We start from the raw sequence: 13,640 nt of genomic DNA, 5'->3' as shown, positions 1-13,640 counted from the left end.
ATGGATGACAGGCGACCAATGACCTCGTACGGTGACGGAGAACTCGCGGCGCGGATTCGTGGGCTCGCGGGTGATCGGCACCCTGTGATCTCGGTCGCGACGGTCTCGCCCAAGGGGACGACGGTGGCGAGTGTGGGCGCGCCCCTGGGCGCGGATTTCGAGATCGGCTCGATCTCGAAGGGGGTCACGGGCCTCCTCTACGCCGACGCCCTCGCGCGCGGAGAGATCCGTGCGACGTCGACTCTCGGCGAGTTCCTGCGGCTCGACGGGACGCCGGTGGCGGGGGTGACGCTGGCGTCGCTCAGCACCCACCGTTCGGGGCTGCCGAGCCTGCCCAAGTCGGCGGAACCGTGGCGGCGGACCCTCGCGCTGTGGCGGCACGGGACGAATCCCTACGGGGAGAGCCTCGAACAGCTTCTCGCCCAGGCACAGGGGGTGAAGATCGGGAAACCACGAGCCAGATACTCCAACTTCGGGTTCGAGCTGTTCGGCCACGCGATCGCGCACGCGGCCGGGACGAGCTACCGCGACCTCGTCCGCAAGCGGGTCGCCGAACCCCTGGGACTCGGCGTGTTCTACACGCCTTCCAACCCGGACGAGCTGCTGCCCGGCGCGGTCATCGGCAGGAGCAGGTCGGGACGGGTACAGCAGCCGTGGACGGGCGAGGCACTCGGACCGGCGGGCGGCATCCGGGCGTCGATCGAGGACATGGCGCGCCTGACGTCCGCCCTGCTCGACGGCACCGCTCCCGGGGTCACGGCCCTCGACCCCGTGGCGAAACTCTCCGGCCCGGCGGTGCGCATCGGCGCCGCGTGGATCACCGTCGAAGTGAAGAAGCGTTCCGTCACCTTGCACAACGGCGGCACCGGCGGGTTCCGTACGTGGCTCGGAGTCGACCGCGCGGCGGGCACCGGCGTGGTCGTCATGTCCGCGACCTCGGTCTCGGTGGATCGCCACGGGTTCGACCTGCTGGCCCGGCTCACCGGGGAGGAAGGCCGGTGATCGCCACACACCGGTCGCCCCAACTGCCCCGACCGCCAAAGCTTCCGTTCGGGATCTTCAGTCTCCTCGTCCCCACCTCTACGAGCCTCTCCGGCGGCGTGTCCACCGAGCCCGGAGTTCTCGTGAAAAAGCGGGAAACATCTGTCGCCTGTGGATAACCGTACGTACACATCTTCGGAAACCCGCGCGGGGGCGGGAGAGAGGAGTTAGCCTCACGCCGTGGGAGAGGTTCTGGGCAGGGTGTTGGTAGTGGATGACGACGACGTCATCCGGCAGCTCATCGCGGTCAACCTGACCCTTGAGGGGTTTCAGGTTGACACGGCCTCCGACGGGCAGGATTGCCTCGACCGGGTGCTGGACGTGATGCCCGACGTCATCACGCTGGACGTCATGATGCCCCGGCTGGACGGCTGGATGACCGCCACCAGGCTGCGCGACAACGAGGGGACCAGCCATATCAAGGTGGTCCTGATCACCGCGCGGGCGCAGGAGGACGACAAGCGGCGGGGCCTCGGAATCGGGGTCGACGCCTACCTCACGAAACCCTTCGATCCCGCGGAGCTGATCCAGGTCGTCCGCGAGCTGGCCCTCACCGCGCGCAGCGGCCGGGGCAAGGCATGACCCCGCGGAGCGATCAGGACCGGCCTCACGGGGCCGATCAGGGCGACGCCTGACCTCTGCGAAGCCGATCACGACCGGGCCTTACGAAGCCCATGTCACAGCTCGTCAGAGCAGGCCGTCCCGGTGGGCCACGGCGGCGGCCTGGGTGCGGGAGGAGACTCCCAGCTTGCCCAGGATGTTGGAGACGTGCACGCTCACCGTCTTCTGCGCGATGAACAGCCGCTCGCCGATCTCGCGGTTGGGCAGGCCCTCGGCCACCAGGGCGAGCACCTCCTGCTCGCGGGCCGTGAGCACGGTCGGCGGCGCGGAGGTGAAGCGCGCCCTGCGGCCCAGCTCCGCCAGGGCCTCGCCGAGCGGCCGGGCGCCCAGTGACTCGGCGGCCTCGACGGCGAGCTTCCACTCCTCCAGGGCGGCGGCGCGGTCGCCCTCGACGAGCAGCGCCTCGGCCAGCCGCCACCGCGAGCGCGCGACCTCGTAGACGAACCCGAAGTCGAAGGCCTCGACCACCGCGCGCCACGCCGCGACGTCGAGGCGGCCGTGCGCGCGGTGCCGTTCGGCCTCCGCCCTGGCCAGCCAGGCCAGCCCCTCGGGACCGAGCGGGCCGCGCCGGACGGAGCCGGGGCCGATGGCCGCGGGCACCCTGGCCCGCTCCAGGAAGGCGTCGGCCTCCTCCGCGCGTCCCAGCTCCGTCAGCGCCCACAGGGCGGTGCCGCTGAGCCGGATCACGGCGGGGTCGTTGGGAAGCAGGGCGTCGAGCCCGGCACGGGCGTGGTCGAGGGCGGTCTCGGGGTCGCCGTGCCACAGGGCGTGCTCGGCGGCGAGGCCGCGGCTCATCGCGATGACCGTGACGTCGCCGGACCAAAAGGACTTCAGCCAGGACAGGCGCTCCTCGACGACGGGCAGGCCCCTGGCCACCTCGACGAAGAGCGCGAAGGACGACAGGAGCGCCTCCGCCGGGGTGCCGACGCGGACGGCGAACCCGGAGGCGACCTTCTCCGCCAGGTCCCACTCCCCCGCGACGTAGTGGATCATGAGGCGCAGGAAGCGCAGGTCGGTGCCGAAGGTGCTCCAGTTGAGCCCGCTCTCGCGCGCGAGCCGCAGCCCCCGGTCGGTGGTGACGGCCGCCTCCGCGAGGTCACCGCTCTCGTACTGGACCCGGGCGTAGGTGAAGATGGCCCGCAGGTCGATGGCGAGGTTGCCCGAGCTCTCGGCGCTCGCGCAGGCGAGCAGATCCTTGGCCCGGGAGATGTCGCCGGCGAGCGCGGCGAGGGCGGCGAGGGTGATCAGCGCGCTGGTCTCCGCGTCGGCGGCGTCGCTCGCGCGGGCCGTCTCCAGGGCGCGGCGGGCCGTGGCCTCGACCTCGTCGTGCCGCTCGGTCCAGTAGAGCGAGCGGGCGTAGGTCGCGAGCGCGCGGGCGCGCACGGGCCCTTCCGGCGCCGCCTCGACGGCCGCGTACGCGGTGGTGATCGCGCCCTCGGCGTCGTCGGTGTCGATGAGGTAGTACGACAGCCGCTCGTTGATCTCCGCGGAGGGCGGGAGGCGCCGGAGCTGGGAGATCGCCCGGTGGTTGTCGCCGCTGTCGGCCGCCGCGGCGGCGCTGCGCGCGGCGAGGCCGACGTGGTCGATCCCGGCCGGCCGCTCGGCGTCCGGGACGCGGTCCCAGAGCCCGAGCGCCCGGTCGAAGTGGCGGTGCGCCTCGGCGGGAGCCCCCAGCCGCTCGGCCCTGCGCCCGGCCTCCACGGACGCGGCCAGCGCCCCGGGCAGGTCGTGACCCGCCAGGTAGTGGTGGGCGAGCTCGGCCGCCGCTCCCCCTCGGGCGGTCAGCAGGCGGGCGAACTCCGCGTGCATCCTGGTCCGCTCGCCGGGCAGCAGGTCGTTGTAGACGACCTCCTGGAGAAGAGCGTGCCGGAAGGCGTAGCCGTACTCACCGTCGGGGCGGAGCAGGCCGCGCGAGACGATCTCCCGCATGCCCTCCTCGAAGGCGAGGTCGTCGAGGCCGGAGGCCTGCTGGAGCAGGTCGTGGTCGGCCCGGCGGCCCGCGACGGCCGCGCCGCCGAGCACCCGCTGGGCGGGGTCGGAGAGCAGCTCCGCCCGGGAGAGCAGCAGGCCGGCCAGGCCGTCGGGCATCGAGGAGCCCTCGGAGGCGGCGTCCAGCAGCTCCTGGGCGTAGAAGGGATTGCCCTCGGCCCGGTCGACGACCTTCCGCATCACGCCCGCGTCGGTGCCGCCGAGCGCGGCCAGGTAGTCGGTCATCTCGTGGCGGCCGAGAGGCTCCAGCTCCACCGGCGTCACCGAGGGGAGACGCTTGAGCTCGGCGAGGACCCGGCGCAGCGGGTGGCGGCGGTGGAGATCGTCGGTGCGGTAGGTGCCGACGAGGCAGACGCGCTCGGTCTGCAGCATCCGGCTGAGGAAGATCAGCAGGTCGCGGGTGGACTGGTCGGCCCAGTGCAGGTCCTCCAGGACCAGCAGGACGGGCCGCGTGGACAGGAAGCCGAGCACCGAGCCGAAGAGCTGCTGCTGCGTCAGGCTCGACGTGCTCTCCCCGCCGGAGTCGGTGCCGCCGGGAAGCAGCCTGCCGAGGACCGGCCTCGCGTCGAGCGCAGCGCGCAGCTCCCCGCGTGCCGAGCGCAGGGCGTCGGCGAGCGGGAGGTAGGGAAGGGCGTCGCCGAGTTCGGCGCACTGGCCGACGAGCACGGCGAACCCGGCGGCCTCGGCCCGCCCGGCCAGCTCGGTGATGAGGCGGGTCTTGCCGATGCCCGCGTCACCTCCCACGAGGGCGACCCCCGCCCGTCCCGTGGCCGCGGTGTCGAGCACGGCGGTCAGGCGGTCGAGCTCCGCCGATCGCCCGATCAGAACGCTCCGCGTACTTTGCCACCCCACGTCGGCGAGTATGGCACGGGGTACCGACGGAATCGACATCCCGCCGGCAGGCCCCCATTGGTACCCCATAAAGCGACAAACCCAGACCGATTGGTACACCAAAGGGCCCGCGCATTGGTCCTGACGACGAGGACCGGGACGACCCTAGGCTCGGGGGCATGATCTCCCCGTCCACATTGCTGATCTTCTCGCTCGCCTCGCTGGCGCTGGTGCTGGTACCGGGCCCGAACCACGTCTACATCATCACCCGCGCCGTCTCGCAGGGCCGCGCCGCCGGTGTGGCGAGCGCGTGCGGCGTCGAGGTGGGCACGATGGTGCACATCGCCGCGGCGGCCGCCGGCCTGTCGTACGTGATCGCGCGGTCGGCGACCCTGTTCAACGTGATCAAGTGGGCGGGTGTGGCCTACCTGGTCTATCTGGGCATCCGGGCGCTGACGAGCAGGCAGGAGTTCGCGAGCGGGGAGGCCGCGCCGCAGCCGCTTCGGTCGATCTTCTTCGAGGGCGTGGTCGTCAACGTGCTCAACCCCAAGGTGATCCTCTTCTTCCTGGCGTTCCTGCCCCAGTTCGTGGTGCCCGAGGCGGGCGCGGTGCCGCTGCAGATCGCCGTCCTGGGCGGAATCCTGTTGCTTCTGGGCCTGCTCTCCGACCTCGTCTACGCCATGGCGGCGGGCGCCGTCGGCGGGCGGCTGAGGAGCAGGGCACCCCTGATCGGCAGGGCCAGCGGGATCGTCTACCTGGGCCTGGGCGTCGCGACCGCCCTCTCCGGCCGCTCCGTCTGAACGAACAGCCTTCCGAACACCCGAGTCAGGCCGAGAGGGCGCCCGGGATGCGGTCCAGGATCGGGTAGGGCATCAGCCCGTACGCGTAGAAGTCGACCGCGTCCGCCCCCGCGGCCCGCACCGCGCGGACCTTGGCGGCGAGGCGGTCGGCCGAGTCGGTGTCGGGAAGGCCCGGCCGCAGGACGACCCGCAGCTCCTTGTCCTTGCCCGTCGAGCGCCGGTAGGCGACCACGTCGTCGGCGACCCTGGCCGCGTCGCGGGCGTAGGCGAGCACGCCCAGCGAGGGCACCAGGTCGCCGAGGGCGACCAGGTCCACGCCGAGCTGCCAGGAGTCGTGCGCGGCGAGCCCCGGCGAGGGCAGGCCGTCGGTGTAGCCCTTGACGGCGCCGGTGGCGTCGAGGAAGACGAGGCGCGAGCCCTCGTCGGTGACGGCGGTGGAGACGTCGGAGACGAGCGAGGTCACCACCTCCGAGCGGGCCCGCGCGTAGGCGACCACCTCGGGCCCCGCGTACGCGGTGAGGGCCGCGCGGGTCACCTCGCCCTGGGCGGGAGGGTCGCCGTCGAGCACCGCGCCCACGATCCTGGAGCACTCCTCTCGCGCCACCTCGGCGTTGACGCCCAGGTCGGCGGCGCGGCGCATGCAGAAGCCGCAGAAGCACAGGCCGAGCAGGAAGGCGTCCATCGGCCCGAGCGGGACGAAGCTGCGCTCGTGGTGGTAGCCGTGGCCGAACGTGCCGAAGTGCAGCGCCTCGGCCACCACGCTGTCGACGCCCTGCCTGGCCACCGCCCGGCCCAGCGCGACCGCGTACAGGCGCACGTCGGGGTGGGAGGGGCACAGGTCGGCGGGCGAGCCGCGGTCGCCGAAGCAGTTGCGCACGGTCACGTCCGGGTCGGCCAGCCCGAGCGTGGTGTTCTGCAGGAAGACGGTCCAGCCGTGCAGCGCGAGCCCGCGCTCGGCGGTGGCCCGGCGCAGGGCGGCGAGCGGCTCGTCCCCCGCGCCGTTCTGGACGGGCGGGACGAGCCGCAGGCCGTCGAACAGGTCGGCGGGCGGCGTGAAGTGCGCGCCGTCGCTGCGCAGCGTCACCCGGGAGCGGCCGTGCGGGGTGACGTCACGGGCACGGTGGTAGGCCGCGGCCACGGTCACGCCCGTCACGCCGTACCCGGTGATCCGGTCGAGGACCGCATCGAGGCCCTCCCCGCGTACGTCCTCGACGTAGACGTATAGCGAGCTGTCCAAGCCGCCGCCCTCCCACGAAGTCGGTCAGACTCTAACGCGGCTTGTAGGCCACGAAGTCGATCTCGACGAGGATGTCCATCAGGTCGGAGCCGACCGTCGTGCGAACCGGGTACGGGCGGGTGAAATACGACTTGTACACCTCGTTGTAGGCGGCGAAGTCACGCTTGAGGTGCTCCAGGTGCACGGTCGACTTCACCACGTCGTCGAAGCCGAGCCCGTGCGCCGCGAGGATCGCGCCGAGGTTGCGCATCACCTGGTGGGTCTGCTCGGCCACGTCGGTCCCGACGACCTCGCCGGTCTCCGGGCTCAGCGGCCCCATGCCCGAGGTGTAGACGAAGTCGCCGACCACGAGGCCCTGCGAGTACGCCCCGACGGGCGCCGCGCCCTCGTCGGTCCTCAGCTCCTGCTTGTCGCTCATCTCACCAATCCTCAGCAACGGGAAGAACCTCAACAACGGAAAGAACAAGAAATTAGAAGAAGGTGTTTATCAGATCGACGACGACGTACTCCTCGTCGACCACCGGAATGACCCGCCACTTGTCGAAGGCGGTGCACGGGTGGGAGATGCCGAACGACACCAGGTCCCCCGGCCCCACCGGCGAGCCCGGCGCCAGCCTCAGGACCGTGTGCTGGTCCTGTACCTTGAGCACCGTCGCGTCCGCGACGGCTCCGCGCGGGATCGGCAGCCCCTCGTCGAAGGGCGCGTCGCGCTTGCCGAAGCCGACCACGGCCAGACCGGGCTCGGGGACGCTCAGCACGTGCGCCCAGATCTCCAGCGCCGCGCGCAGCTCCCCGTCGATCCTGGTGTACGGGGTGCGCTCGCGGTAGTAGCCGTCGTCGTGGGAGATGTAAGCGCCGCTACGCAGCATCACCCTGGCCTGGCAGGCGGCCAGTTCACGGCCGATCACGTCGAACCACTGGCTGCCGCCCACCGACAGGATCGGGTCGCGCACCCGCAGGTGCTCCAGCGCCTCCAGCAGCCGGTGCAGGTAGGCCCGCACCTCCGCGGCCGAGCCCAGCGACCCCTCGTACCCGGCGACGCCCGCGAGCTCCACGCCCTCGGCCGCCTGCGCCGCCGAGGCGACCTCCAGCAGCTGGGCGAGGGTCCGGCTGCCGCCCCGTCCGCCCTCGTGGCCGAGCTCGGCCAGCACCCGGAACGGCCTGGGCCCGGCGTGCCGGGAGAGCGCCTCGACCCCGGCCGCCGAGTCGACGAAGCAGAGGAACTCGAACGCGGGGTCCCCGGCCAGCTGGGCGGCGAGGGCCGTCAGCCCGGCCGGGTCGAAGACCTGGTTGGCGAGGACGATCCGGGAGACGCCGAACTCGCGCAGGGTGAGCGCCTGGCTGGGGGTGGCGACCGTGAGCCCCCACGCGCCCGCGTCGAGCTGCGCCCTGACGAGTTCGGGGGACATGGTGGTCTTGGCGTGCGGGGCGAAGGTGAGCCCGTACTCCCGGGTGAAGGCCGCGAGGGTGGCGATGTTGTGCTCCAGCGCGCCGCGGTGGGCCACCATCACGGGGAAGGTGAACACCCCGCCGAACAGCGAGGCCCCCAGCGCGGCCCCGGGATCCACGATCCCCTTCACGTGCCGTCCCCCTCCGGTCGCCTCGGCGGACCCGCCGGCTCACCGGCCGCCGGATCCGGGCGCGGGAGATCTTGTCCCCCTTTGGCCGCCCTGAGGACCCTATCCTCACGGCGGCCTCTCCAGGGCCGCGCCCTCGGGGCCTCTCAAGGGACCCCCGGGCTTCTTGAGGGACCCCCGGGGCTTCCAGGGGATCAGGGGCGCAGCGCCCTGCCGGGGGTGGCCCCGGTGAGCTCGCCTCCGGCGAGGACCGGGACCCCGGAGACGAGGACGTCGCCGATCCCGGTGGCCGGGGTGCGCGGGACGGCGTACGTGGCCAGGTCGGCGACCGCGCCGGCGTCGAGGACGGCCAGGTCGGCGACCTGGCCGGGACGGACGAGGCCCCGCCCTTCGAGGCCGAAGCGGCGGGCCGGGTGCGAGGCGAGGTGGACGACGGCCTGCTCCAGGGTCCAGTCGCCGGTCTCGCGGACGTGGTGGCCGAGCATCCTGGCGAACGCCCCGTAGCCCCGGGGATGGGGGTGACCGCCCACGTAGATGCCGTCGGAGCCGCCGGTGTGGGCCGGGTGGCGCAGGACCGCGCGGACCGACGCCTCACCCTCGGGGCCCTCGTCGGGACGGGCCGTCACGCATCCGGCCTCCAGCCGGGTGTCGATCAGGATCCTGCGGCAGAACTCCCCCGGCTCCATCCCTGCCTCGGCAGCGGCGTCGGGCAGCGTCATCCCCTCGGCCCACTCGGCGCCGGGCACGTGGGAGAAGGTGATCCTCGGCCAGAGCGTCTCGTCCCACTCGATCGGCTCGGACTCCAGCAGCTCCAGCGCGCGGACGGTGTCGGCGGCCGGGATCCACCTCGGCAGCGCGACCATCGCGAGGATCGTGCTGCCCCGCAGGTAGGGGTAGGTGTCGAAGGTGATGTCGATCCCCCTGATCCGGGCCTCGTCGACGAGCGGCAGGAGCGTGGCGGCCGGGCCGTGGTAGTGCGAGACGTGCACGGCGGCGCCCGAGCGCCGGGCGATGTCCATCACCTCGGCCATCCCCTCGGGGGCCGCGGCCCCGTACCCGCGCATGTGCGTCACGTACGGCAGGCGGCCCAGCGGCGCGCAGAGCGCGGCGATCTCGGCGGCGTCGGCGTAGCGGCCCGGGGCGTACTCCAGGCCGGTGGAGAGGCCGGAGGCGCCCTCCGACAGGCCGCGCTCGACGCGGGCCAGCATCGCGGCCAGCTCGTCGGCGGTGGCGGCCCGCTCGGCGGCGCCCATCACGTCGTGGCGGATCGTGCCGTGCGGCAGCAGGTACGCGGTGTTCAGCGCGGTCGCCCGGTCGTAGCCCGCGAGCAGTTCCCCGACGCCGACCGGCCCGTCCGCCGAGGGGTGGACGCCGTTGATCGCCGCGAAGTAGCGGGTGGCGTAGGCGAAGGTCTCCGGGGTGGTGGAGGGGGCGAAGGAGAGCCCGTCCTGGCCGAGGACGAACGTGGTCACCCCCTGGCGGAGCGCGGCGAGCTGCACCTCCTTGTCGAGGACGAGGGCGTCGCCGTGGGCGTGGCAGTCGACGAGGCCGGGCATGACGTGGCGCCCGGCTGCCTCGACGACGGTCGTGGCGTCCGCGCCGTCCAGGCGGCCGACGGCGGTGATCCGGTCACCCTCGACACCGACGTCGGCCCGGTGGGCCGGGGCTCCGGTGCCGTCGAGCACCCAGCCATCCTTGATCAATACATCGAACGACATGTCGGGATTCAATCATTCGGATGGTCTTCGCCACATCCAGCGCTCACCTTCGTTCTCCCTGCCCACGTCCTGGATTTCCCCTGGATCACGGACCCGATCGCGGGCCGGGGGAATTTGGGTCCCCCACACCCCTTGACCGTAATGTGTCAAAGGTGGTGCCATCTTTCCCTAGTTAGGAATCTTTCCTAACTAGATGATCGCAGAGAGGGCACCCCCTGTGCATGCGAGACCGCGTCTCCAACGCCCCTCGACCGTCCTCACCCTGGCACTGGCGTCGGCACTGATCGCATCGGTGTCCGTGCTGGCGGCCCCGCCCGGCCTCGCCGCCGACTCCCTGCTCTCCCAGGGCCGTCCGGCCGTCTCGTCCTCCAACGAGGACTCCACGTTCCTGCCCGCCGCCGCCTTCGACGGCGACACCGGCACCCGCTGGGCCTCGGCCGAGGGCCGCGACCCCGAGTGGATCCGCGTCGACCTCGGCGCCTCGGCCACCATCTCCCGGGTCAAGCTGACCTGGGAGGCCGCGTACGGGAGGTCGTACCGCGTCGAGGTCTCGCCCGACGGCTCCACCTGGACCCCCGCCTACTCGACCACCACCGGCGACGGCGGCGTCGACGACCTGACCCTGTCCGGCACCGGCCGCTACGTGCGGATGTACGGAACCGCGCGGGGCACCTCCTACGGCTACTCGCTGTACGAGATGGAGGTCTACGGCAGCACCGGCGGCACGACCCCGACCCCCACGCCCACGGTCACCCCGCCCCCCGGTAGCCCCGGCGTGCCGTTCGGCTCCCGCAAGTTCCCCTACGCGTCCGGGATCCTGCGCCCGACCGGCGCGCAGGCGACGCTCGACCAGAAGGTGATCGACTACTACCAGCGCTGGAAGGCCGCGTTCGTCAAGCAGAACTGCGGCAACGGCTGGTACCAGATCATCTCCCCCGACGCCGACCACCCCTACGTCGCCGAGGCGCAGGGCTACGGCATGGTCATCACCGCCACGATGGCCGGGGCCGACCCCGACGCCAAGAAGATCTTCGACGGCCTGGTGAAGTACGTCCTGGCCCACCCGTCGTCGATCACCCCCGGCCTGCTCGCCGCCGAGCAGAACACCGCCTGCCAGAGCGTGAACGGCGGCGACTCCGCCACCGACGGCGACCTGGACGTGGCCTACGGCCTGCTGCTCGCCGACCGGCAGTGGGGCAGCTCGGGCACCTACAACTACAGGCAGCTCGCGATCAACCACATCAACGCCATCAAGTCCGGCGAGGTCAACGCGACCACCAAGCTGATGAAGCTCGGCGACTGGAGCAGCGCGGGCGACCAGTACTACTGGATCAGCCGCTCCTCGGACTGGATGATCGACCACTTCCGGGCGTTCCGTAAGGCCACCGGCGACACGACCTGGGACACCGTCCGCACCAACCACCAGAACCTGATCGCCTCCCAGCAGGCGACCTACGCCCCCAACACGGGCCTGCTCGCCGACTTCGTGGTCGACACCAACACCACCCCGAGGCCCGCGCCGAACCAGGTACTGGAGTCCGCCAACGACGGCAAGTTCTGGTGGAACGCCTGCCGCGACCCGTGGCGGATCGGCAACGACGCGGTGACCAGCGGCGACGCCAAATCGCTCGCCGCCGCGCGCAAGCTCAACACCTGGATCAAGGGCAAGACCGGCGGCAACCCGAACAACATCGCGATCGGCTACTCCCTCAACGGCACCCAGATCTCCAGCGGCAGCGCACCGGCCCACTTCGCCCCGTTCGCGGTGGCGGCGATGACCGATCCCGGCAGCCAGTCCTGGCTGGACGCCCTGTGGAACAAGATGCTCAACACCCCGTTCACCGCCAACGACTACTACTCGACCAGCGTCCAGCTCCAGGTCATGATCACCGTGACCGGCAACCACTGGGTGCCCTGACCCTCGGGTGACGCGGTCCCCGCGCTCGGGTCGGGGACCGCGTCCTTCTTCTCCCCCTGCTCGTCGGGCGGCTCTCCCTGCTCGTCGGGCGGCGGAGCCTCCCGGGTGTCAGCCCGGTCGGCGCCATTGGGCGAGCGATCCGCTCGTGCTCTTGACCACGCGCGGGACGGACTCGCTCTCAGGCCAGATCTGCAGCAGATAGCGGTCGATGATCTCCTCTGAAGTGTCCGCCTCCGCGGCCTCGTCCATGTTCTGGGCGTGGTAGCGCAACCGGTACCACGCCGGTCCTGCGGGCAGTTCGGGAAGCTCGTGGCTCCCGAAGCCCCACTCGTGCAAGGAGACCCGCCCGGCCTCGGACTCGAAGCTGATCTCCACGATGTCCTCGTAGCCGTCGGTGTCCGCCCCCGGGTCGTGGTCGGCCACCGTCACCGAGAAGCCGACCGTGCCCGTGTGCAGGCCTGTGATCAGAAAGGCGCAGCCGTCCGCCACCCGTACGATCCCGACAGGATGGGTGGGATGGTCATCGAGCAGGTCGTCCGGGCCCATGGCGTCATCGGTCTCGTCGACGAGATACGCCTGCCGGTAGGAAACACGCAGATCGAACGACACGCTGCGAGAATCGGTCATGAGCGGCAAGCCTACGATCATGAACTGACATCTCCCGGCGGGTGCCGGGAAATGCATGTGAGCCTGCCGCGGACCGCAAGCCCAGAACTGTTCCACGTGACCAGAATCATCCAATCGTCGGCCCGCCTTCTTGCGGCAGAGTGGGTGCCGGCTTGCTGATAGCAGCCGCGACGGCGGTGGGCACGAAACCGAGCCCGTTTACGTAAGCCGTACTCGCCCGGCCGATCCGCTTCCCCCCGCACAGAGGCACCCGGATGTCCGAAATCGATGCTTCGGAAGACGGCCTCGACGCCACAGAGGAGGCGATTTTCGCGATCTGGGTGACGAGACATATCCATAGCGTGCAACGTTGACCTGCGACAAGCCTGTCTGACGCTCTGCCTTCGAGGCTGATTCGTATGACAAAAACAGGGTAGCTTGTATGACGAGGAAGGCCATGGATGAGCAACCCGCTCCCGATCATCGAACTGCCGCTGGATTGGGACGAGTGGAACATCGACCACGCGCAGCGGCACGGAGTCTCGCGGGAGGAGATCGAGCAGGTCGTCCGCAACCTGCCTGACGTGCGCCAGTCACGTAGGGAGGGGAAGCCCGTCCCCGATCACTACCTCCTGGTGGGGGTGACCGACGCGGGGCGATGTGTCACCGTGGTCATCCTCTATCCCGTCACCAAAAAGCGTGACTGGGGTGTGTACGAGCTGGAAATCGCACGGCCGGTTACCGCGTACGACACCCCGAGGAAGGGCTGAGCATGACCGAGCACGAACCGGCCGCGCAAGACATCGCCGCGATGGACGAGGCTGAGCGCGCCCAGTGGTTCTATGACAACCGCGAGCGGGTCGCCGAAGAATCCACACCCGCCGTTCTTGACCGAGTCGTATCGGTACGGGTCAGCCCCGAAGATCTCGGCCTGCTGACCGAGGCCGCCACGGCGGCGGGGATGAAACTGAGCGCGTGGTTGCGCAAGGTGGCGTTGGAGGCCGCGGCGACGGCACCCGCCGCCCCGCCCGCGGCGGTGCTGTCCGGCGAGGAGACCCGACGACTCCAGGATTCCGTTCTGAACATCGTGGAACTGCTGGAGCGCAGTGGCATCGGGCTTGACACGGCGGCGGACGAACACGATCGATCGCTGGTCCTGAAATCACTGCGTCGTCCGCGCAAGAAGAAGGTCAAAGCCGGAGAGTAGTCCGGGCAGCCGGACCTCGAACACCGGTTCAGGGCGACGTACGGTCACCCGTCCGGACGACGCCCGGCGGCGCCTCACCAGGGCCGGTTCCCTGG

12 protein-coding genes are annotated in these 13,640 nt (G+C 71.2%); 6 read left to right on the top strand and 6 right to left on the bottom strand.

Translation table 11 applies throughout. The annotated features are described in order from the left end of the window. Both ACFYWM_RS31395 and ACFYWM_RS31390 read left to right on the top strand, forming a co-directional pair. Entirely contained in the window at positions 1 to 1,002 is a 1,002-nt protein-coding gene (locus tag ACFYWM_RS31395; RefSeq protein WP_389920965.1) for a serine hydrolase domain-containing protein, read from the top strand. Between the two features lie 219 nt (positions 1,003 to 1,221). Beyond that, on the top strand, positions 1,222 to 1,623 hold the full coding sequence (locus tag ACFYWM_RS31390; protein WP_389920962.1) for a response regulator transcription factor: 402 nt from the start codon (positions 1,222 to 1,224) through the stop codon (positions 1,621 to 1,623). Between the two features lie 105 nt (positions 1,624 to 1,728). Here the strand turns inward: ACFYWM_RS31390 and ACFYWM_RS31385 are convergent, their stop codons facing one another. Further along, positions 1,729 to 4,503 (bottom strand): AAA family ATPase, encoded by a 2,775-nt coding sequence (locus ACFYWM_RS31385; RefSeq protein WP_389920959.1) that lies wholly within the window; start codon positions 4,501 to 4,503, stop codon positions 1,729 to 1,731. A gap of 158 nt (positions 4,504 to 4,661) precedes the next feature. On the opposite strand from ACFYWM_RS31385, the gene ACFYWM_RS31380 reads away from it, so the two are divergent. Next, complete coding sequence (locus ACFYWM_RS31380) at positions 4,662 to 5,282, top strand: LysE family translocator (RefSeq protein WP_389920956.1); 621 nt, start codon at positions 4,662 to 4,664, stop codon at positions 5,280 to 5,282. A 25-nt stretch (positions 5,283 to 5,307) separates the two neighbouring features. Here ACFYWM_RS31380 and ACFYWM_RS31375 read toward each other — a convergent pair whose 3' ends face one another. From ACFYWM_RS31375 to ACFYWM_RS31360, 4 genes are all read right to left on the bottom strand, one after another. Further along, positions 5,308 to 6,519: a hypothetical protein gene (locus ACFYWM_RS31375; protein WP_389920953.1), complete on the bottom strand. Its 1,212-nt coding sequence runs from the start codon at positions 6,517 to 6,519 to the stop codon at positions 5,308 to 5,310. 31 nt (positions 6,520 to 6,550) lie between these two features. After that, positions 6,551 to 6,937, bottom strand: coding sequence for a Rid family detoxifying hydrolase (locus ACFYWM_RS31370; RefSeq protein ID WP_362679598.1), 387 nt, complete (start codon positions 6,935 to 6,937; stop codon positions 6,551 to 6,553). A gap of 52 nt (positions 6,938 to 6,989) precedes the next feature. Then, positions 6,990 to 8,099, bottom strand: a complete 1,110-nt coding sequence (locus ACFYWM_RS31365) for an alanine racemase (RefSeq protein WP_389920950.1) — start codon at positions 8,097 to 8,099, stop codon at positions 6,990 to 6,992. Positions 8,100 to 8,290: 191 nt separating this feature from the next. Continuing rightward, a complete protein-coding gene (locus tag ACFYWM_RS31360) occupies positions 8,291 to 9,814 on the bottom strand; it encodes an amidohydrolase family protein (RefSeq protein WP_389920947.1) in 1,524 nt (507 codons plus the stop codon). 217 nt (positions 9,815 to 10,031) lie between these two features. On the opposite strand from ACFYWM_RS31360, the gene ACFYWM_RS31355 reads away from it, so the two are divergent. Beyond that, positions 10,032 to 11,732: a glycosyl hydrolase family 8 gene (locus ACFYWM_RS31355; RefSeq protein WP_389920944.1), complete on the top strand. Its 1,701-nt coding sequence runs from the start codon at positions 10,032 to 10,034 to the stop codon at positions 11,730 to 11,732. A 108-nt stretch (positions 11,733 to 11,840) separates the two neighbouring features. On the opposite strand, the gene ACFYWM_RS31350 is transcribed toward ACFYWM_RS31355, so the two are convergent. Continuing rightward, complete coding sequence (locus ACFYWM_RS31350) at positions 11,841 to 12,359, bottom strand: hypothetical protein (RefSeq protein ID WP_389920942.1); 519 nt, start codon at positions 12,357 to 12,359, stop codon at positions 11,841 to 11,843. A gap of 440 nt (positions 12,360 to 12,799) precedes the next feature. Between ACFYWM_RS31350 and ACFYWM_RS31345 the strand changes: the two genes are divergently transcribed. Together ACFYWM_RS31345 and ACFYWM_RS31340 are read left to right on the top strand one after the other, a co-directional pair. Next, positions 12,800 to 13,108, top strand: coding sequence for a hypothetical protein (locus ACFYWM_RS31345; protein ID WP_389920939.1), 309 nt, complete (start codon positions 12,800 to 12,802; stop codon positions 13,106 to 13,108). 2 nt (positions 13,109 to 13,110) lie between these two features. Further along, complete coding sequence (locus tag ACFYWM_RS31340; RefSeq protein ID WP_389920936.1) at positions 13,111 to 13,545, top strand: plasmid mobilization protein; 435 nt, start codon at positions 13,111 to 13,113, stop codon at positions 13,543 to 13,545. The last annotated feature ends 95 nt before the right edge of the window (positions 13,546 to 13,640 follow it).

The sequence above is a fragment of the Streptosporangium sp. NPDC002721 genome (assembly GCF_042888905.1).
Classification (GTDB): domain Bacteria; phylum Actinomycetota; class Actinomycetes; order Streptosporangiales; family Streptosporangiaceae; genus Streptosporangium.
This window is presented reverse-complemented; position numbering and strand designations above follow the sequence as displayed.